This window comes from Streptomyces glomeratus, from assembly GCF_021462825.1.
Classification (GTDB): domain Bacteria; phylum Actinomycetota; class Actinomycetes; order Streptomycetales; family Streptomycetaceae; genus Streptomyces; species Streptomyces glomeratus.
This window is the reverse complement of sequence record NZ_JAKEEB010000010.1, coordinates 155,485-175,755: the sequence shown is the minus strand read 5'-3', so window position 1 is coordinate 175,755 and position 20,271 is coordinate 155,485. Positions and strand designations below refer to the sequence as shown.

Sequence of the window (20,271 nt, the reverse complement as noted above, 5' to 3'; positions counted from 1 at the left end):
ATTGTGCCACGGCTCCACCCCGACTCGGTCAACTCTCCCCAAACATCTGTCCCTTCGGTAAAGCTGAGCGGTCGCCGGGACCCGAAATCCGGACGACCGCGACCAGAACCGACGCATCGTCGGAACCGGCCGCACCACCCACGTTCCTTTACCTACAAGGGATGCCGATGACCACCGACCCTCAGCGCGCCCCGATATCGGGCGCGAGACGCGTGGCCCGCATAGCCGTTGCCACAGGTCTCGCGGCCGCGCTCTCCGCGGCCGGGCCGATACCTCTGGCCTTCTCCGCGGACCACCAGCCGGGCTCCGCCGACCCGGCCGTCAAGTCCGCGACCGCCAAACTCGGTTCGGACGACGCGGACCTCCTCGCCGAGGCCAAGGCGGACGGCGCCAAGAACGTCACCATGATGATCGCGACCGCACCCGGGCAGACCGAGCAGGTCGCCAAGGAGCTGGACTCGGTCAAGGGCGGCTCGGTCGGCCGTAGCGACGACAAACTCGGCTACGTCCGCGCCACCGTCCCGACAGCCAAGGCCGACTCGGCCATCGCCGCCGCCGAGAAGCTGTCCTCGGTGCACGCCATCGATCTGCGGCAGGAGATCAAACTCGACGACCCGACGCCGAGCGCGGACACCGCCAAGGGCACGGCGGTAAGGGGCACGGCCACCTACTCCGCCCCGGGCAAGAGCACCCCCGCCGAGAACCCGTACAACCCGTCCTTCGAGACGGGCGCCGTCGACTTCGTCAAGGAGCACCCGAAGGCGGACGGCCGGGGCATCACCATCGGCATCCTCGACTCGGGCGTGGACCTCGGCCACCCGGCGCTGCAGAAGACCACCACCGGCGAGCGCAAGATCGTCGACTGGGTGACCGCGACCGACCCGATCGTCGACAGCGACGCGACCTGGCGTCCGATGGTGACCGCGGTCTCCGGGCCCACCTTCTCCTACGGCGGCCAGACCTGGACGGCGCCGACGGGCTCGTACCAGATCAGCACCTTCAAGGAGTCCGCGACCACCGGCGGCGACGAGAAGGGCGACCTCAACCGCGACGGCGACACCACCGACAGCTGGGGCGTCCTGTACGACCCGGCGGCCGGCACGGTCACCCTCGACCTGAACAACAATCACGACTTCGGCGACGACACGCCGATGAAGCCGTACAAGGACGGCTACCAGATCGGCTACTTCGGCACCGACGACCCGAAGACCGACGTCGTCGAGCGCGTGCCGTTCGTCGTGCAGATCCGCAAGGACGTGCCGATGGACCCCTTCGGCGGGTCCTGGGTCGGCAAGAAGGCCGACTTCGTCAACATCGGCGTCATCGAGTCCGAGCACGGCACCCACGTCGCCGGCATCACCTCCGCCAACGGCCTGTTCGGCGGCAAGATGAACGGCGCCGCCCCCGGCGCGAAGATCGTCTCCTCCCGGGCCTGCACCTGGACCGGCGGCTGCACCAACGTCGCGCTCACCGAGGGCATGATCGACCTCGTCGTCAACCGCGGCGTCGACATCGTCAACATGTCCATCGGCGGCCTGCCGGCGCTCAACGACGGCAACAACGCGCGCGCCGAGCTGTACACGCGCCTGATCGACACCTACGGCGTGCAGCTGGTGATCTCCGCGGGCAACTCCGGTCCCGGCGCCAACACCATCGGCGACCCGGGCCTCGCCGACAAGGTCATCTCGGTCGGCGCGGGCATCTCCAAGGAGACCTGGGCCGCCAACTACGGCTCGCAGGTGACGAAGAAGTACCAGCTGATGCCGTTCTCCTCGCGCGGTCCGCGCGAGGACGGAGGCTTCACGCCGACCCTCGTCGCCCCCGGCGCCGCGATCAACACCACTCAGACCTGGCTGCCCGGCTCCCCGGTCGCCGAGGCGGGCTACTCGCTGCCGGCCGGCTACTCGATGCTCCAGGGCACCTCGATGGCGTCCCCGCAGGCCGCGGGCGCCTCGGCGCTGCTGCTGTCGGCCGCCAAGCAGAAGGGCATCGATCTGTCGCCCGCGAAGCTGCGCACGGCCCTGACCTCGACCGCCGACCACATCAAGGGTGCTCAGGCGTACGAGGAGGGCGCGGGCCTGATCAACATCATCGACGCCTGGGACGCGATCCGCGACGACGCGAGCGCCCACGACTACACGGTGAAGGCCCCGGTCGACACCGCGATCGACTACGCGCTGAAGACCCCCGGCTTCGGTACCGGCCTTTACGACCGCGAGGGCGGGCTGAAGGCCGGTGAGAAGAAGACGTACGACATCACCATCACCCGTACGTCCGGCCCGGACCGGGCGATCCGCCACGAGCTGCACTTCGAGAACAACTACGGCGGCACCTTCCGGATCCTCGGCTCGGACGAGGTGAGGCTGCCCCTGAACCAGCCGGTGACCGTGAAGGTCCAGGCGGCCCCGAAGTCCGCGGGCCTCAAGAGCGCGATCCTCGAGGTCGACGACCCGGCGACCGAGGGCCTCGACAAGCAGATCCTGACCACGGTCGTCGTCTCCACGCCGGTCGAGTACGCCTACTCCGCGTCGGCTTCGGTGCAGCGCAACAGCACCCGGTCGTACTTCGTGACCGTGCCCGAGGGTGCGAAGTCGCTGGAGGTGGCGATCGGCGGGCTGGAGGACAAGAGCCAGACCCGGTTCATCGCGATCCACCCGTACGGCACTCCGGTCGACAACACCTCGACGCCGTACTGCTACAACAACTACCTGGACGGCAACGGCTGCAAGCCCGACGTGCGTTCGTACGCGGACCCGCAGGCCGGGGTCTGGGAGATCGAGGTCGAGGCGCGCCGCACCTCGCCGCTGCTCGACAACCCCTACAAGCTGGACGTCACCGTTCTCGGCGCGGCCTTCGACCCGGCGACCGTGACCGTCCCCGAGGCGAAGGTCGGCACCCCGGCCACCGCCTCCTGGAAGGTGACGAACGCCTACGCGGCGCTGGACGGCAAGCTCGTCGGCGGCCCGCTCGGCTCGTCGAAGACGGCCCGTCCGACCATCAAGGGCGGTGAGACCCAGACCAGCACGGTCGAGGTGCCCGCGGGCGCCACCTCGCTGGACGTGGCCATCGGCAATGTGTCCGACACGGCCGCCGACCTTGACCTGACGGTGTTCGACGCGAGCGGCAAGCAGGTCGCGCAGTCCGCGGACGGCGACTCCGAGGAGTCGGTGCACATCGCCTCGCCCGCCGCCGGCACCTACACCGTCAAGGTCGCGGGCTACTCGGTCCCCTCCGGCTCGACGGCCTACGACTACCGGGACGTGTTCTTCTCCCCCGCCCTCGGCCAGGTCTCGGTCGACGGCTCGGCGCCGGTGAAGCTCGGCACGGGTGACTCCGCGACGGTCTCCGGCGCGGTCACGGCGGCCGCGGCGGCACCCGAGGGCCGGGAGTTCTTCGGCCAGGTCCAGCTGGTCAACGCGCGCGGCACGGTCGCGGGCGTGGGCAGCGTGAAGATCGAGAAGGTCACGCCGTAGTTCTCCGTACGGCGGTGAGAGCGGGCGTCCGTCGTCTTGTGACGGGCGCCCGCCCTTCGTCGGTGGGTCAGCTCGGCCCGCCCGAAGGACACCCGGTGTGCCGGGAGCCCGGCAGTGCCCCGGTGATCCAGGCGCGGTTCGCGGCGACGCGCTCCTCGCCCACGGCCCACAGGGTCGGCCCGTCCCCGCCCCGCGGGACCCGGATCAGCACATGCTGGCCCCGGCGCGGCCGCGGCTCGGCGCCGCCGTCGAGGAGGACGGTGACCTGGGACGGGCCGCCGTCGGGCCGGTAGTACCGCGTGACGGTCAGCACCACCCGGATCCTGGGCCCGTCGAGCGGTCCCACCCCGCTCACCGTCCCCTCGACGACGAGCCGGGAGCAGGCCACCTCCCGCTCGGGATCGGACGGCGGCGGCCCGTCCCCCACCGAGGGGCCGACGGCACCAGCGCTGTCGGCGCTGCTCTTGGACGCGGCGTCGTCCGCTCCCCCGCCGAGCGCGACGAGCCGGGCCAGCCCGACGACGGCCGACAGCGCCACCACGGCCGCCAGTGACCCGAAGGCGAGGCGCAGGGCACGGCCCCGGCGCGCGGGTCTCACCGGACGCGGGGCCAACGGGCGGCTCGGGGCGGCGGCCGGCGACGGCGCCTCGGGCGACTGCGACGGCACCTCGGGCGACGGCACCTCGGGCGACGGCGCCTCGGGCGACGGCGCCTCGGGCGACGGCGCCTCGGGCGACGGTGCCGCCAGCGCGTCCCCGAGGACACCCAGCTGCTTCCGCAGCAGCGCCACGTCGGCCAGGGCCGCCCGGTGCCCCGCCATGAACTCGGCATCAGAGCGCGCGGCGTCCGGCAGCGGCTCGCCGGTGATCGCCGCCATCAGCGCGTCGACGCCGTCGTACTCGGCGGCCATGTCACACCACCTCGTCCTCGTGCAGACGGTCGCGCAGCGCACGGACCGCCGAGTGGAGCCTGCTCTTGACCGTGCCCTCCGGGATCCCAGCTCCTCCGCGATGTCCCGCACCGGCAGATCGGCGTAGAAGCGCAGCACCAGGACCTGGCGCTGGGCCTCGGAGAGCTCGTCCAGACCCTGGGCCACGGCCAGCGAGAGCACGCTGGAGTCCTCCCCGGACAGGTCCGCCGGCTGCCGCAGGGAGGCCAGCCGCTCCCCGAGCCTCTCCTGGCGGCGCCTGGCCCGGTGCCAGTCCATCGCCAGGTTGGAGGCGACGACCGCCGCCCACGCGGACACGTCGCGTGGCGCCTCGCGCCCGCTCGCCGTCCGTTCCAGCAGCCGCAGACGGACCTGCTGCACCCCGTCCGGCAGGTCCGTCTGCGGCACCCCGCCGAGCGCGAGTACCGCCCGCACCCGCCGCTCCTGGGCCGCGTCCAGGGGATCGTCCACCGCGTGGACCGCCCCCGGCCCGCGGCGGGCCTTTCTGCGCAGCACAGCCACCCCTCCCCTTGCGCGTTTCCTCTATGACGCCGCAGTGGGCGGAAACGTTCGGACGGCGTGCGTGGCGGACGGCAGAGGCGTACATCACACCTCCGTGTGCGCCGTACGGGCAGGGGCAGGCGCGGGGCAGCACAGCTTGCGGCGCGGACCCCGGGGCGAATGAATTTCTCCAGCTCAGCGGGGCCGGGAACCGGATTTCCGCAACCGACGGCCAGGGGCGGGCGTCCCATTCCTCGGGCAGGCCGCGCAAAGAATTGGACAGCCGGGCCGGGGTCGGCCGCATGATGGAAAGGCCTCGGCCAGGCACACAGGCACGCAGAACACACGCAGAGGGAGTCGCCGTGAGGGTCGGAATCGTCGGAGCCACCGGTCAGGTCGGCACGGTCATGCGCAGGATCCTCACGGAGCGGAACTTCCCGGTCACCGAGCTGCGCCTGTTCGCGTCGGCCCGTTCGGCGGGGACGGTCCTCGACGGGGTGACGGTGGAGGACGCGGCCACGGCCGACTACACCGGCCTGGACATCGTGCTGTTCTCCGCGGGCGGCGCCACCTCGAAGGCACTGGCCGAAAAGGTCGCCTCGCAGGGCGCCGTCGTGATCGACAACTCCTCGGCCTGGCGCAAGGACCCGGACGTGCCGCTGGTCGTCTCCGAGGTGAACCCGCACGCGGTGGTGAACCGCCCGAAGGGCATCATCGCCAATCCGAACTGCACCACGATGGCCGCGATGCCGGTGCTGAAGCCGCTGCACGAGGAGGCGGGCCTCGAGGCGCTCGTCGTCGCCACCTACCAGGCGGTGTCCGGTTCGGGCCTCGCGGGCGTCGCCGAGCTGCACGGACAGGCCCAGAAGGTGGTCGCCGAGGCCGACCGGCTGACCCACGACGGCGGGGCGGTCGACTTCCCGGAGCCGCAGGTCTACAAGCGCCCGATCGCCTTCAACGTGCTGCCCTTGGCCGGCAACCTCGTCGACGACGGTCTGAACGAGACGGACGAGGAGCAGAAGCTCCGCAACGAGTCCCGCAAGATCCTGGAGATCCCGGGCCTGAAGGTGTCCGGCACCTGCGTCCGCGTCCCGGTCTTCTCCGGCCACTCCCTCCAGGTCAACGCCCGCTTCGCGCGTCCGCTGCCGGTGGAGCGCGCCACGGAGCTGCTGGCCGGCGCGCCGGGCGTGGTCCTGTCCGACATCCCGACCCCGCTGCAGGCGGCCGGCCAGGACCCCTCGTACGTGGGCCGCATCCGCCGCGACGAGACGGTGGAGAACGGTCTGGCCCTGTTCGTCTCCAGCGACAACCTCCGCAAGGGCGCAGCACTGAACGCCGTGCAGATCGCGGAGCTGGTGGCGGCCGAGCTGAGCGAGTAGGCAACCCATACGCCGACAGGGGCGCGCACCGTCTGCGGTGCGCGCCCCGCGTGGTCTTCGGTGTCATCGCCCAACGCCATGGTGACGTGGAAGGATGACGCAACCCACACATAACGAGGAGATGACCGCGTGCCTGGCACAAACCTGACTCGCGAAGAGGCGCAGCAGCGGGCGAAGCTGCTCACCGTTGACTCGTACGAGATCGATCTCGACCTCTCCGGCGCGCAGGAGGGCGGCACCTACCGGTCCGTGACCACGGTGCGCTTCGACTCCGCCGAGAACGCGGAGTCCTTCATCGACCTGGTGGCCCCGGCCGTCCACGAGGTGTCACTCAACGGTGACGCCCTGGACCCGGCCGAGGTCTTCAAGGACTCGCGGATCGCCCTGCCCGGCCTCCTTCAGGGCCGCAACGTACTGCGCGTGGTCGCCGACTGCGCCTACACCAACACCGGCGAGGGCCTGCACCGCTTCGTCGACCCCGTCGACGAGCAGGCTTATCTCTACACCCAGTTCGAGGTGCCCGACGCCCGGCGGGTGTTCGCCTCGTTCGAGCAGCCCGACCTCAAGGCCACCTTCCAGTTCACCGTGAAGGCGCCCACCGGCTGGACCGTCATCTCCAACTCGCCCACCCCGGAGCCCAAGGACGACGTCTGGGTCTTCGAGCCGACGCCGCGGATCTCGACGTACATCACCGCGCTGATCGTGGGCCCGTACCACTCCGTGCACAGCGTCTACGAGAAGGACGGGCGGACCGTCCCGCTCGGCATCTACTGCCGGCCGTCGCTCGCCGAGTTCCTGGACTCCGAAGCGATCTTCGAGGTGACCCGCCAGGGCTTCGACTGGTTCCAGGAGAAGTTCGACTACGCGTACCCGTTCCAGAAGTACGACCAGCTGTTCGTCCCCGAGTTCAACGCGGGCGCGATGGAGAACGCGGGCGCGGTCACCTTCCGCGACCAGTACGTCTTCCGCTCGAAGGTGACGGACGCGGCGTACGAGGGCCGGGCCGCCACGATCCTGCACGAGCTGGCCCACATGTGGTTCGGCGACCTGGTGACCATGGAGTGGTGGAACGACCTGTGGCTGAACGAGTCGTTCGCCACCTACGCCGAGGCCGCCTGTATGGCCTACCACCCTCAGAGCCGCTGGCCGCACTCCTGGACGACCTTCGCGAACTCCATGAAGACCTGGGCTTACCGGCAGGACCAGCTGCCCTCCACCCACCCGATCATGGCCGAGATCAACGACCTGGACGACGTCCTCGTCAACTTCGACGGCATCACGTACGCCAAGGGCGCCTCGGTCCTCAAGCAGCTCGTCGCCTACGTCGGCATGGACGCGTTCTTCAAGGGCGTACAGGCGTACTTCAAGCGGCACGCGTACGGCAACACGCGCCTGTCCGATCTGCTGGGCGCCCTGGAGGAGACCTCCGGGCGGGACCTGAAGACCTGGTCGAGGAAGTGGCTGGAGACGGCGGGCATCAACGTCCTCCGCCCCGAGGTCGAGACGGACGCGGACGGGGTCATCACCTCCTTCTCCATCCGCCAGGAGGCCCCGGCGCTCCCGGCCGGAGCCAAGGGCGAGCCGACCCTGCGTCCGCACCGCATCGCCATCGGCCTGTACGACCTCGACGCGGAGAGCGGCAAGCTGCGGCGCGCCGAGGACGGCCGGATCGAGCTGGACGTGGACGGCGAGCTGACCGCCGTACCGCAACTGGCGGGCCGGCGCCGCCCGGACGTCATCCTGCTCAACGACGACGACCTGTCGTACGCCAAGGTCCGTCTGGACGAGCAGTCGCTCGCCTTCGTCACCGAGCACCTCGGCGACTTCGACTCGTCGCTGCCGCGCGCCCTGTGCTGGGCCTCGGCCTGGGACATGACCCGGGACGCGGAGCTGGCGGCCCGCGACTACCTCTCCCTGGTGCTGTCCGGCATCGCCAAGGAGTCGGACATCGGTGTGGTGCAGTCGCTGCACCGCCAGGTGAAGCTCGCGATCGACCTGTACGCCGACCCGTCGGCGCGCGAGGCGCTGCTGACCCGCTGGACGGACGCGACCCTGGCCCATCTGCGGGCCGCCGAACCGGGCAGCGACCACCAGCTGGCCTGGGCGCGTGCCTTCGCCGCGACCGCCCGTACGCCGGAGCAGCTGGACCTGCTGGAGGCGCTGCTCGACGGTTCGCAGTCGATCGAGGGCCTGGTCGTCGACACCGAGCTGCGCTGGGCGTTCGTGGAGCGGCTCGCGGCGGTGGGCCGCTTCGACGAGGCGGAGATCGCGGGCGAGCTGGAGCGGGACAGGACGGCGGCGGGTGAGCGGCACGCGGCCACCGCCCGGGCCGCACGTCCGACCCCCGAGGCCAAGGCGGAGGCGTGGGCTTCGGTCGTCGAGTCCGACAAGCTGCCGAACGCCGTGCAGGAGGCGGTGATCGGGGGCTTCGTCCAGACCGACCAGCGTGAACTGCTCGCCCCGTACACGGACAAGTACTTCGAGGTGGTCAGGGACATCTGGGACGCCCGCTCGCACGAGATGGCCCAGCAGGTCGTGGTCGGGCTGTACCCGTCGATCCAGGTGTCCGAGGAGACGCCGGCGAAGACCGAGGCGTGGCTGGCCGCCGCCGAGCCGCCCCCGGCGCTGCGCCGTCTGATCCTGGAGTCGCGTTCGGGCGTCGAACGGGCGCTCAGGGCGCAGGCCGCGGACGCGGCCGCCGCGCGGTCGTAGCGGCTGCCGCACCCTCGTCATGTGAAGGGCGCCCGGCGTGTGCCGGGCGCCCTCTGCCGTGCCGGGGGTTGGGCCGTGCCGGGGCGGTCCGGGCCCTGGCGGAGCCCCCGGCCCGGACGAGCGGAGTCGCCTGCTCGCGGTACCGTCCCCGCCGTGCCGTCAGCCCCGGCTCGTCCAGCCGGGCAGCGCTTCCTCGAGCGGCGCGGGGCCGGGGTTCCCGGCCGCCCGGGCGACGTATGCGTCAGGCCGCACGGGCACGGCCGTGCGGCGCCCGCTCGCCCCGTGCTCCACCGCGAGCCGGTCCTCGCGTCCGCGCGCCCGAAGGCCTTGCGGGGTGGGGTGATCAGCACGAACCGGCGCCGCGCTGGGCCTCGTAGAGCCGTCCGGTGGTCAGCGCGACATCGGGGGCGCGCCTGCCGGCCAACGGGTGGGCGCCGCGCCTGGCGATCGCCGGCCGGACGACGCCGCCGCCGCTGCTGCGCAGCACCAACCTGCCCACGGGGTGGCGTTCGGACCGGTAGGTGTCGAGGAGGGCGGGGCGAACGTGGCCGCGCAGTACGGCGGCGAGCTTCCGGGAGAGTTTCGCGGCGTCCCCGGCGAGCAGACCCGGCCGACGCGAAAGGCGGCCGCCTGGCGCTCGTCGCTGTGGAAGCGGGACATCCAGCAGGCACACACGTCGAGGGAGTCCGCGCACCGGGCCGGTGTGCGGACTCCCTCGACGAGGTGGGTGAAAAGGGGGACGGCCGTCGGACCCCGGGTCGGGATCCGCGGCTCGCCGCAGGGACGTCAGCCCTGCTCGGCCTGCTTGCGGGACTTGTCGGTGACCATGACGAAACCCGCGATGACCAGGAACAGCACGATCGGCGCCGCGACGAAGAGACCCAGCGTTTCGGCCACGTTCAGGCCCTTGCCGGGGTCGTCGCCGTCGTCGCGCGCCAGCGCGAGCGCGGGGGACGACATGAGCAGCATCATCAGCGTCGTACCGGCGGCCAGGGCGCCGGCGCGCAGGGCGTTCTTCTTGTCCACGGTGCAAAAGTAGCGAACGCCGGAACGCGCCGCGCGCCCGGGGGTCCGCTAGGAGCCTTCGGAGCCGGGCGCGAGGTCCCTGCCCCGGACCACGTCCATCAGCGCGTGCAGCCGCGGTGAGGCCGCCAGGTCCTCCAGGGTCGTCGGACGTCCGTCCGAGTCCGCTGTCGGCAGACGCCAGTTCGGGTACTCGTCCCAGGTGCCCGGCAGGTTCTGCGGACGGCGGTCGCCCACCGCGTCCGGGAGCCAGACCCCGATCAGCCGGGCGGGGGTGCGCAGCAGGAAGCGGTGGACGGCCTGGACCTCGAGTTCCTCCGAGGCCGTCGGGCCCCCGCCGCTCGCACCCTTCAGCAGCCCGAGCCGGGTCAGCAGGGCGAGCCATTCACGGGCGTCGGCGGCCGCCGCGGCGCGTTCCTGGTCCAGGGGGCGGGTCAGCAGGCCGAGGCGGTCCCGGAGTTCCACGTGGTCGCCGGTGAGCCGGGCCGCGGTCGGCGGCAGGTCGTGGGTGGTGGCGGTGGCCAGGCAGTCGGCCCGCCAGCGTTCGGGCGGCAGCGGCTGCCCGGAGCCCTCCCAGTCCCGTTCGAACCACAGGACGGAGGTGCCGAGCACCCCGCGCTCGTGCAGCACCTCCCGCACGCCCGGCTCCACCGTCCCGAGGTCCTCACCGATGACCAGTGCCCCCGCGCGAGCCGCCTCCAGGACCAGCACGGCGAGCATGGCCTCGGCGTCGTACCGGACGTAGGTCCCCTCCGTCGGCGGCTGCCCCTGCGGCACCCACCACAGCCGGAACAGGCCCATGACATGGTCGATGCGCAGGGCCCCCGCGTGCCGGAAGAGGGCGCGCAGGAGCCGGCGGTAGGGGGCGTACCCACAGGCGGCCAGACGGTCGGGGCGCCAGGGAGGCAGGCCCCAGTCCTGGCCGTGCGGATTGAAGGCGTCCGGCGGGGCGCCCACCGAGATGCCGGCCGCCAGGTACTCCTGCTGCGCCCAGGCGTCGGCACCTCCCGGGTGCACGCCCACGGCCAGGTCGTGGATGAGTCCCACGGCCATCCCGGCGTCCCGCGCGGTGCGCTGGGCGGTGGCGAGCTGGGCGTCGGTCAGCCAGGCGAGCCAGGTGTGGAAGTCGACCCGGTCCATCAGCCGGGCGCGGGCGCGGGCCGTCTCCGGCGAGCGCGGGTCCCGCAGCCGCGAGGGCCACGCGTGCCAGTCGGAGCCGTACACCTCGGCGAGCGCGCACCAGGTGGCGTAGTCCTCGAGTGCCTCGCCCCCGTCGGCGAGGAAGTCGGCGTACGCGGCGCGCCGTCCCGGTCCCAGGGGCACGGCGTGCACGAGTTCGAGCGCCTCACGCTTGAGATCCCACACGGCGTCGCGGTCGATCAGCGCGCCTTTGTCGAGGACGGACTCCCGCAGCCGCGCGGCGCGCTCCAGCAGCGCCCGCAGGCGGGCCTGGTCCTCGACGTAGGGGAACTCGGGGACGTCCTCGATGCGCAGATGCACGGGGTCGGGGTGGCGGCGCGAGGAGGGGCGGTAGGGGGACGGGTCCGTGGGCGTGCCGGGCACGGCCGCGTGCAACGGGTTGACCTGCACGAAGCCGGCGCCGAGCGTCCGGCCCGCCCAGGCGGTCAGCTCGGTGAGGTCGCCGAGGTCGCCCATGCCCCAGGAACGGCGGGAGAGCAGGGAGTACAGCTGGAGGAGCAGTCCGTGGGAGCGCCCGGGCGGCGCGGACAGCCGGGCGGGCGCGGCGACGAGGTGGGCCTGGGCGGTGCGTCCGTCGGGAGTGGTCGCGTGCAGGATGTGGACGCCTGGTGGGAGCCGCCCGGCCGAGGCGCGCGTCTCGCCCTGCTCGGTCTCGATGCTGAGGCGGGTGCCTTCGGGGAGGTGGGCGAGGGCGGCGGGCGGGCGTCCGCCCCAGCCGACCACGGTCGGCGGCAGCAGTCGTGCACGCAGCTCTTCCTCGCCTGCGGAGAGGGCGTGGCGTAAGGCGTCCGGGGTCCTCGCGTCGACGCCGAGCGCCGCCAGGGCGGCGGTGACCGCGGCGTCGGACGCCCGGGCCGTACGGTCCGCGGACGGCCGGTAGGAGGTGGCGACGCCGTGCAGCGCGGCAAGCCGGGCCAGTGGCGTCCCGTCGCGCCCGGGGGCGGCGGACGTCATCTAGAACCCCGTGGGGTCCGGGCCGGCCGATGGCTCGCTGGTCAGCGGCGTGGCGTCGGCGAGCGGGGGTTCGCTGGTCAGCGGCTCGGCGTCGAGCAGCGGCGGTTCACTGGTCAGCGGGAGCTCGGCGCAGGCGCCCTCCGCGCTGAGGACGCACAGCAGGGTGTCGGGGTCGGCGGGCGGTTCGGCGGCGCGCGGAAAGTCGCGCGGGGAATCCCGTTTGGACAGGACCGGGAGCGGGGGGTGTACCGGTACGGCCACGGGGGCCTCCTTGTCGTCGTACGACGGATGCGGGCGAGAACTGGCCTACCCAGTGGGCGCGCCCGCAGACGTACGAGGACGGACAACGTGCGTTTTGCCACAGACCGTACCGGGTTGCACGGGGTACCCGCACGCTCCCGGACACGGCACGTCCGCCGAAGGGCCACGCCACGGCCCCCGGCTCCGGCGGCTCACCTTGTGACGGTGTGGCGCTCGGCGGGAGCACACTCCCGCAGGGATGGACAGGGGGCCGGCTGGGGCGCGCGGTCACGGTGTGGGCCTGGCCGATGCGGCCGGGCGCCCAGCCCGGGGCAGGGGCCGCCGCCCTCACCGCCTTCCTGGCGGGGGTGCCCTGTACGCCGTGCGCGGGGCACACCCGGAAGGGCCCCGCGCCTGAGGCGCGGGGCCTGCTCGGGGAACGCGAAGGCCCGGACCGTCAGGCGGAAATGCCGTCGATCCGGGCCAAGGCGTCGTCCGCGCCGTACGGCTGCAGGTAGGGCAGCCAGCGCGGGTCCCTATGCCCGGTGCCGATGATGCGCCAGGCCAGACCGGTGGGTGGAGCCGGTTTGTGGCGGAGCCGCCAGCCGATCTCGAAGAGATGCCGGTCGGCCTTGACATGGTTGCAGCGGCGGCATGACGCCACCACGTTGTCCCAGACGTGCTGACCACCGCGGCTGCGCGGAATGACGTGGTCGACGCTGGTTGCGACGCCACCGCAGTACATGCACCGGCCGCCGTCACGCGCGAAGAGCGCACGCCGGGTAAGAGGAACGGGCCCCCGGTAGGGAACCCGCACGAATCGCTTCAGCCGGACCACGCTCGGTGCGGGGACAGTGACGGTTGCGCTGTGCATGTAGGCGCCGGACTCCTCGAGGCATACGGCCTTGTTCTCGAGGACGAGGACGAGCGCGCGGCGGAGCGGTACGACGCCGAGTGGCTCGTACGACGCGTTGAGGACCAGGACGTGCGGCACGGATGCCTCCTTGTACGCCGGCGGCGCGTGGCTCGCGCCGGGACGATCTGCAGCCAGTCTCCCCTCATGCCTGGTGGAAGCGCCACCATGTCCCGGTAACGGGCTGGGAGTGTTTTCGACCACACCCGAAGCATCCCCCGCTGAGCGGTCCCTTACTTCTCCAGGTGAGCACGGTCTCTCCTCGGGACATCGGCGGGATCCCCACACGATGCCCCGTTAGTGTGGTGCTCCTGCCGTCCGGTGACCTTTCCGTGACCTCGGCCACGGGCTCCGGAGTCAGAGGCTTCACCGCACATGGAGGTACCTGTCGTGTCCTTGCCCGCCCTATCGGCCGCCGGCGCCGCGCCGTCCCCGTCGCCTTCACAGACGACGGATCCTGCGGTTCCCACGCTCCAGGACGCCCAGCAGAGCGCGACCAACGCCGCAAGCTGGGTCGAGCAGAACTGGTCCACGTGGCTCGCGATCGGCCTGCAGATCGTGCTGATCCTGGTGATCGCGGCAGTGCTGAGAGTGGTGGTGCGGCGGGCGATCACCAAGCTGATCGACCGTATGGGCCGTACGGTCCAGGCTGTGGACGGCACGGCCCTCGGCGGTCTGCTGGTGAACGCGGAGCGCCGCAGGCAGCGCTCGCAGGCGATCGGCTCGGTGCTGCGCTCGGTGGCGTCGTTCCTGATCATGGGCACGGCGGCACTGATGGTGCTGTCCACCTTCCACATCAATCTGGCGCCGCTGCTCGCCTCCGCCGGCGTGGCGGGCGTGGCGATCGGTTTCGGCGCCCGCAACCTGGTGACGGACTTCCTGTCCGGCGTGTTCATGATCCTGGAGGACCAGTACGGCGTCGGCGACGTCATCGACGCGGGCGTGGCCTCGGGCGAGGTGATCGAGGTCGGCCTGCGCGTGACCAAGCTGCGCGGCGACGGCGGCGAGATCTGGTACGTGCGCAACGGCGAGGTCAAGCGCATCGGCAACCTCTCGCAGGGCTGGGCGATGGCCGGGGTGGACGTGACGGTCCGCGCGAGCGAGAACCTGGACCGGGTGAAGGCGACCCTCGACCAGGTGGCCGAGCGCATGAGCAAGGACGAGCCCTGGAACGAGCTGCTGTGGGGCCCGATCGAGGTGCTCGGCCTGGACAGTGTGCTGCTGGACTCGATGGTGGTCCGGCTCACGGCCAAGACGATGCCGGGCAAGGCGCTGACGGTGGAGCGCGAGCTGCGCTGGCGCGTCAAGCGGGCGTTCGACGAGGCGGACATCCGCATCGTGGGCGGCGCCACGGCTTCGATGGACGGGGAGCCGGCCGATCCGGCGGCCACGATCGCACCTCCCTCGGCGTACGCGAACACCGCCTCGCCCGAGTCTGAGGCGGCGTCCCCGATCCCACCGGTGCGGCCCCCGGCGAGGTGACGGCCCGACCGACAGGCGGCCTCCGGACGCTCCGGAGGCCGCCTTTTGGTGTGCACGGGAGGGCCGGAACGGTTCAGCACACTCGTTCGAGTGAACCGGAACGCTTCTGCAGGTCAGTGGGCCGACGAGGTCGCGCATGCTCCCACCGGGGCACCCAGCACGGGCGTAGCCTGGCACCAGCGCGACGAGGAGAACCAGCGATGAGCGCGGACCCGATCATGGAGCCGGTGATGACGCAGGACCCCATCGACCTGTTGATCGCGATCGAGGAGGCGTCCAAGGCGCCGACTCGGCCGGAGTACATCGAGGGGATGGCCATCGTGCCGCCGCAGGCGAACGACAACCACAACGACGGCGCCTTCAAGCTCGCAGTCCAGTTCTACACCGCCGGATTCGACTTGGCAGGCATGGGCAATGGCTATCGCGCAGCCCAGAAAGACGGCAGCACCATGGCGCTGCTCATCCCCGACTTCTACGTCCGCCGCCGCAAGGCGTCCGAGCTGGACGAGTCGTACCGCAGAGCCCACAAGGGCTGGTATCCCATCGACATGGTCGCCCTCGTCGGGGAGGTCACCTCGACGAACCACGAGACTGACACGGGCCCGAAACTCCGCGCCTATGCCGCCGCCGGTGTGCCCTCCTACGTGCTCATCGACCGCAACTCGAAGACCGCCCACTGCTACAGCGACCCGGTCCTACCGAGTGACGACCCCACCCACGCCTACTACGCCGAAGAGGTCAAGGTCCAACTGGGCCACCCCCTCCCCCTGCCCGCCCCCTACCCCACCCTGGACACCGCTCCCTTCCTGGAGGGCTGACCGAAGCCCGCCGGTCGGGCAGGTAACGCTTTGGTTGCCGCCCGTGGCCGGTATTGACGCCATCGCCACACAGGCCTACCTTCCTCTCACCAATAGGAAACTTTCCTAACAGTGCCCGGTGGACTTCCCGGCGGCCCCGCTGCGAAGCTGGGCCGTTGAAAGGCAGGTGGCGACACACATGGCAGGATCCGCGGGTACGCCGGGCACCCCGCGCGTGCTGCGCGCCATGAACGACCGCGCCGCCCTCGACCTCCTCCTGGAGCACGGTCCGCTCAGCCGCACCCGCATCGGCAAGCTCACCGGCCTGTCGAAGCCCACCGCCTCCCAGCTGCTCGCCCGGCTCGAAGCCGCCGGACTGGTCCTGATGACCGGCACGAGCGAGGGCCGCCCGGGCCCCAACGCCCAGCTGTACGTGGTGAACCCGGCCGCCGCCCACGTCGCCGGCCTCGACGTCACCCCGGAGCGCATCCTCGCCGCCGTCGCCGACGTGACCGGCAGAACGGTCGGCGAGTTCGAGCTGCCCACCCCCGGCCGCCGCCCGGCGCGGCCCGTCGCCCAGCAGGTCACCGACGCGCTCGGCGGGGCCGTGAAGGCCGCCGGGCTCGCCCTCGGCGACGTGCACCGGGTCGTCGTCGGCACTCCCGGCGCCTTCGACCCCACCACCGGCCGCCTCCGATACGCCTCCCACCTGCCCGGCTGGCACTCCCCCACACTGCTCGAGGAACTCGCCGCGGCCCTCCCGATGCCCGTCGAGTACGAGAACGACGTCAACCTCGTCGCCCTCGCCGAGCAGCGGCTGGGCGCGGCCAGGGGGCACGACGACTTCGTCCTGCTGTGGAACGAGGGCGGTCTCGGTGCCGCCCTCGTCCTGGGCGGACGGCTGCACCGCGGCTGGACCGGCGGCGCCGGGGAGGTCGGCTTCCTGCCGGTGCCCGGCGCACCCCTGGTCCGCCAGGTGACCCGGGCCAACAGCGGCGGCTACCAGGAGCTGGCCGGCTCCCAGGCCCTCCCGGGACTGGCCCGCGAACTCGGCGTCGAGGACGTACCGTCCGGCCCGTACACGGAGGTCGCCGCCACCCTCGTCGCCCAGGGCGCCGACAGCGCCTCGGGCCCCCTCAGGCGCCTGCTTCAGGCGTATGCGACCCGGCTCGCCACAGGTCTCGCCGCCCTCGTCTCCGTGCTCGACCCCGAACTCGTCGTCCTCAGCGGCGCCTCGCTCACGGCCGGGGGCGAGCCGCTGCGGACCCTGCTCCAGGCCGAACTGGAGGAGCTGGCCGCGTCCCGGCCGCGCCTCGTCCTCGGCGACGTACGCGAACACCCCGTGCTGCGCGGCGCCCTTGAGAGCGCGCTCGCGACCACCCGCGACGAGGTCTTCGACACCTCGCGCTGACCTCGTAGCCGACCCCCTAGCCGACCCCTCGCACCACCCCCCTTCCCTCATCGCCCCGCCCGCCCCAGGGAGACCCAGCCATGCCCGAAGTGTCACGAAAAGCGGCTCTTGCTCTCGCCGCCTCCACCTCCATAGCGCTCCTGGCCACCGCCTGTACCGGCCAGTCGGACTCCGGCCCGACCGACGACGCCTCCAAGGAGACGACCATCAACTTCTGGCACGCCTGGAGCGCGCCGAACGAGGTGAAGGGCGTGAAGTCGCTGATCGACGGCTTCGAGAAGGCGCACCCCAACATCCACGTCAACGTCGTCGGCAACATGACCGACGACAAGATCAACCAGGCGCTGCGCACGGGCGGCGACAAGGCGCCGGACGTGATCTCGTCCTTCACCACCAACAACGTGGGCAAGTTCTGCTCGTCCGGGGCCCTGGTCGATCTGAATCCCTTCTTCGAGAAGTCGCACATCGACCCGGCCACGACCTTCCCCAAGGCGATGAACGAGTACACCCGGTTCGACGGCGACCGCTGCACGGTGCCGCTGCTGGGCGACGCCTACGGGCTCTACTACAACAAGACCGCCTTCAAGAAGGCGGGCATCGCGGCCCCGCCCAGGACCTGGTCCGAGTTCGAGGCCGACGCCAGGAAACTGACGATCCCCGACGGGGACGGCTACAAGCAGCTGGGGTTCATGCCGGACTACCACGGCTGGGAGACGACCACCGAGCACTACTTCGCGCAGTTCTCTCCCACGTACTTCGACTCCAGCGGCAAGTCGAACCTCGCCAAGGACCCCGCCTTCGCGGCCGGTTTCACCCTCCAGAAGAAGCTCGTGGACGAACTGGGCGGCTTCCGGAAGCTGGAGAAGTACCGCTCCCAGCTCGGTGACGAATGGGGCCCCAAGCACCCCTTCCACACCGGTCAGGTCGCCATGCAGCTCGACGGCGAATGGCGCCTGGGCATGGCCCTGGACGCCAGGCCGGCCTTCGAGATCGGGGTGGCCCCGCTGCCCGTGCCCGACGACCAGGCGTCCCGGTACGGCAAGGGCTACATCACCGGCACCATCGCCGGCATCGCCGCCACCAGCAGGAAGCAGAACGCGGCCTGGGAGCTGGTGAAGTACCTGACCACCGACACGGACGCGGTGGTCGGCTTCGCCAACGACATCCACAACGTGCCCTCCACCCTGGCCGCACTGAAGTCCCCCAAGCTGAAGTACGACCCCCGCTTCAAGACGTTCCTGGACATCGCGGCGAACCCGGACTCGACCACGACCCCCGCGTCGATCAACGGCGGCCAGTACCTCGTGACCATCCAGCAGTTCGGCTACGACTACGAGAGCGGCAAGACCAGGGACCTCAAGGCGGGCCTGGCGAGCACGGCCCGGCAGATCGACACGGACATCGCGCAGGCGAAGTGACGATGAGCACCCTCACCCTCGCCTCCAAACGCCGCCGGGCGGCCCTGCGCACGGCCGCCTTCATGTCGCCCTGGCTGATCGGCTTCGCGATCTTCTTCGCGTACCCCCTGATCTCGACCGTCTACTTCTCCTTCATGCACTACGACGGCTTCCGGCCGCCGGCATGGAGCGGGACGAGGAACTGGGCGTACGTCTTCCGGAACTACCCCCTTTTCTGGCCGGCGCTGCGCAACACCCTGTGGCTCGTGGTCGTCGCGGTCAGCCTGCGGGTCGTCTTCGGACTCGGTGTGGGCCTGCTCATCACCAAGATCAAGGCGGGCACGGGCGTCTTCCGCACCCTCTTCTACCTGCCCTACCTGGCGCCGCCCGTGGCCGCCACCATGGCCTTCGCCTTCCTCCTCAACCCCGGCACCGGACCGGTCGACTCGATCCTCGACGGCATCGGCATTCCGGCGCCGGGCTGGTTCAACGACCCCGACTGGTCCAAGCCCGGCCTCACCCTGCTCGCCCTGTGGGGTGTCGGCGACCTGATGGTCATCTTCATGGCCGCGCTGCTGGACGTGCCGAGGGAGCAGTACGAGGCGGCCGAACTGGACGGCGCGTCGGCGTGGCAGCGCTTCCGCTACGTCACCCTGCCGAACATCTCGCCGATCGTGATGTTCGCCGTGGTCACCGGCGTGATCCAGACGATGCAGTACTACACGCAGCCGCTGATCGCGGGGAAGGTCGCCTCGGGCGTCATCCAGGGCGCCGGTACTCAGTTCGAGCCGGGCTATCCCGACAAGTCCACGCTCACCCTGCCCCAGCTCGTCTACAACCTCGGCTTCCAGCGCTTCGACTACGGCTCCGCCTGTGTGGTCGCGCTCGTGCTCTTCGCCCTGTCGATGGTGTTCACCGCGTTCCTGATGCGGCGCCGGGGCGGTCTCAACCTGGCTGGTGACTGACGTGGCCCAAGTACTCGACCAACCCGTGAAGTTGAGGGAGACCGCCTCCCCCGCCGCACGCACCGCCCGCCGCAGGGCGCTGCTGGAGTGGATCGCGGTCCACTCCCTCGGCGTGGCCGCCGCCGTCTTCTTCACGCTGCCCTTCGTGTTCGTGTTCCTGACCTCGCTGATGAGCGACAGCCAGGCACTCAGCCGCGACCTGATCCCGCACACCTGGGAGTGGGGCAACTACCGGAAGGTCTTCGACACCCCCGGCTTCCTCACCTGGTGGAAGAACACGCTGATCTACGCGGGCCTGGGCACCGTCCTGACCGTCGTGTCGTCGATCCCGGTCGCCTACGCCCTCGCCAAGTTCCGCTTCCGGGGCCGCAATCTGTCCCTGATGCTGGTGATCTCGATGATGATGCTGCCGCCTCAGGTGATCATCATCCCGATGTATCTGTTCTGGGCCAAGCAGCTGGATCTGTCCGGCACGCTGTGGCCGCTGATCATCCCGATGGCGTTCGGCGACGCGTTCTCGATCTTCCTGCTGCGCCAGTTCCTGATGACCATCCCGAACGAGTACCTGGACGCGGCGAAGGTCGACGGCTGCGGAGACCTGCGGACGCTGCTGAAGGTGGTCCTGCCCATGGCGCGGCCGGGCATCGCCGCCGTCGCGCTGTTCCAGTTCTTCTACGCCTGGAACGACTATTTCGGCCCGCAGATCTACGCCTCGGAAAACCCGGCCGCATGGACGCTCAGTTACGGCCTGGAGTCCTTCAAGGGCGCGCACCACACCGACTGGAATCTCACCATGGCCGCGACCGTGCTGGTCATGGCCCCCGTGATCCTCGTGTTCTTCTTCGCCCAGAAGGCGTTCGTCGAGGGCGTCACGCTCACCGGAGTGAAGGGCTAAC

The 20,271-nt window shown here is 71.1% G+C and carries 14 protein-coding genes and 2 pseudogenes; 9 read left to right on the top strand and 7 right to left on the bottom strand.

All coding sequences use genetic code 11. The features are described from left to right. Nucleotides 1-167: 167 nt before the first annotated feature. A complete protein-coding gene (locus LZ604_RS15215) occupies nt 168-3,473 on the top strand; it encodes a S8 family serine peptidase (RefSeq protein WP_234515627.1) in 3,306 nt (1,101 codons plus the stop codon). 67 nt (nt 3,474-3,540) lie between these two features. Here LZ604_RS15215 and LZ604_RS35740 read toward each other — a convergent pair whose 3' ends face one another. Together LZ604_RS35740 and LZ604_RS15210 are read right to left on the bottom strand one after the other, a co-directional pair. After that, nucleotides 3,541-4,383: a hypothetical protein gene (locus tag LZ604_RS35740; RefSeq protein ID WP_267971389.1), complete on the bottom strand. Its 843-nt coding sequence runs from the start codon at nt 4,381-4,383 to the stop codon at nt 3,541-3,543. Between the two features lies 1 nt (nt 4,384). After that, nucleotides 4,385-4,917 (bottom strand): annotated as a pseudogene (locus LZ604_RS15210) (RNA polymerase sigma factor). Nucleotides 4,918-5,264: 347 nt separating this feature from the next. Between LZ604_RS15210 and LZ604_RS15205 the strand changes: the two are divergent. After that, the gene (locus tag LZ604_RS15205; RefSeq protein WP_234515626.1) at nt 5,265-6,281 is read left to right on the top strand and encodes an aspartate-semialdehyde dehydrogenase; all 1,017 of its coding nucleotides are present in this window, start codon (nt 5,265-5,267) and stop codon (nt 6,279-6,281) included. A 129-nt stretch (nt 6,282-6,410) separates the two neighbouring features. Beyond that, complete coding sequence (gene pepN, locus LZ604_RS15200) at nt 6,411-8,993, top strand: aminopeptidase N (protein ID WP_234515625.1); 2,583 nt, start codon at nt 6,411-6,413, stop codon at nt 8,991-8,993. Nucleotides 8,994-9,152: 159 nt separating this feature from the next. On the opposite strand, the pseudogene LZ604_RS15195 reads toward pepN, so the two are convergent. From LZ604_RS15195 to LZ604_RS15175, 5 genes and pseudogenes are all read right to left on the bottom strand, one after another. Beyond that, nucleotides 9,153-9,662 (bottom strand): annotated as a pseudogene (locus LZ604_RS15195) (FAD-dependent monooxygenase); the annotation flags it as partial. A gap of 117 nt (nt 9,663-9,779) precedes the next feature. After that, nucleotides 9,780-10,019, bottom strand: coding sequence for a hypothetical protein (locus tag LZ604_RS15190; RefSeq protein ID WP_234515624.1), 240 nt, complete (start codon nt 10,017-10,019; stop codon nt 9,780-9,782). A 48-nt stretch (nt 10,020-10,067) separates the two neighbouring features. Continuing rightward, on the bottom strand, nt 10,068-12,170 hold the full coding sequence (gene malQ, locus LZ604_RS15185; protein WP_234515623.1) for a 4-alpha-glucanotransferase: 2,103 nt from the start codon (nt 12,168-12,170) through the stop codon (nt 10,068-10,070). Further along, nucleotides 12,171-12,431: a hypothetical protein gene (locus tag LZ604_RS15180; RefSeq protein ID WP_372482142.1), complete on the bottom strand. Its 261-nt coding sequence runs from the start codon at nt 12,429-12,431 to the stop codon at nt 12,171-12,173. A 436-nt stretch (nt 12,432-12,867) separates the two neighbouring features. Further along, a complete protein-coding gene (locus LZ604_RS15175) occupies nt 12,868-13,404 on the bottom strand; it encodes an HNH endonuclease (RefSeq protein ID WP_234515622.1) in 537 nt (178 codons plus the stop codon). A gap of 309 nt (nt 13,405-13,713) precedes the next feature. On the opposite strand from LZ604_RS15175, the gene LZ604_RS15170 reads away from it, so the two are divergent. From LZ604_RS15170 to LZ604_RS15145, 6 genes are all read left to right on the top strand, one after another. Further along, nucleotides 13,714-14,805: a mechanosensitive ion channel family protein gene (locus LZ604_RS15170; protein WP_234515621.1), complete on the top strand. Its 1,092-nt coding sequence runs from the start codon at nt 13,714-13,716 to the stop codon at nt 14,803-14,805. A gap of 200 nt (nt 14,806-15,005) precedes the next feature. Continuing rightward, the gene (locus LZ604_RS15165) at nt 15,006-15,623 is read left to right on the top strand and encodes a Uma2 family endonuclease (protein WP_234515620.1); all 618 of its coding nucleotides are present in this window, start codon (nt 15,006-15,008) and stop codon (nt 15,621-15,623) included. A gap of 178 nt (nt 15,624-15,801) precedes the next feature. Next, nucleotides 15,802-17,013, top strand: a complete 1,212-nt coding sequence (locus LZ604_RS15160; protein ID WP_234515619.1) for an ROK family transcriptional regulator — start codon at nt 15,802-15,804, stop codon at nt 17,011-17,013. Between the two features lie 80 nt (nt 17,014-17,093). Beyond that, nucleotides 17,094-18,431, top strand: coding sequence for an ABC transporter substrate-binding protein (locus LZ604_RS15155; protein ID WP_234515618.1), 1,338 nt, complete (start codon nt 17,094-17,096; stop codon nt 18,429-18,431). A 2-nt stretch (nt 18,432-18,433) separates the two neighbouring features. Then, nucleotides 18,434-19,375, top strand: coding sequence for a carbohydrate ABC transporter permease (locus LZ604_RS15150; protein WP_234515617.1), 942 nt, complete (start codon nt 18,434-18,436; stop codon nt 19,373-19,375). Between the two features lies 1 nt (nt 19,376). Next, the gene (locus LZ604_RS15145) at nt 19,377-20,270 is read left to right on the top strand and encodes a carbohydrate ABC transporter permease (RefSeq protein WP_234515616.1); all 894 of its coding nucleotides are present in this window, start codon (nt 19,377-19,379) and stop codon (nt 20,268-20,270) included. Nucleotide 20,271: the final 1 nt, after the last annotated feature.

What these genes read in the sequence shown, in the direction of transcription:
- LZ604_RS15165 (WP_234515620.1), top strand. Translation starts at nt 15,006, where the DNA reads ATGAGCGCGGACCCGATCATGGAGCCGGTGATGACGCAGGACCCCATC.
- LZ604_RS15155 (WP_234515618.1), top strand. Translation starts at nt 17,094, where the DNA reads ATGCCCGAAGTGTCACGAAAAGCGGCTCTTGCTCTCGCCGCCTCCACC.
- LZ604_RS35740 (WP_267971389.1), bottom strand. Translation starts at nt 4,383, where the DNA reads ATGGCCGCCGAGTACGACGGCGTCGACGCGCTGATGGCGGCGATCACC.
- LZ604_RS15160 (WP_234515619.1), top strand. Translation starts at nt 15,802, where the DNA reads ATGGCAGGATCCGCGGGTACGCCGGGCACCCCGCGCGTGCTGCGCGCC.
- LZ604_RS15215 (WP_234515627.1), top strand. Translation starts at nt 168, where the DNA reads ATGACCACCGACCCTCAGCGCGCCCCGATATCGGGCGCGAGACGCGTG.
- LZ604_RS15150 (WP_234515617.1), top strand. Translation starts at nt 18,434, where the DNA reads ATGAGCACCCTCACCCTCGCCTCCAAACGCCGCCGGGCGGCCCTGCGC.
- malQ (WP_234515623.1), bottom strand. Translation starts at nt 12,170, where the DNA reads ATGACGTCCGCCGCCCCCGGGCGCGACGGGACGCCACTGGCCCGGCTT.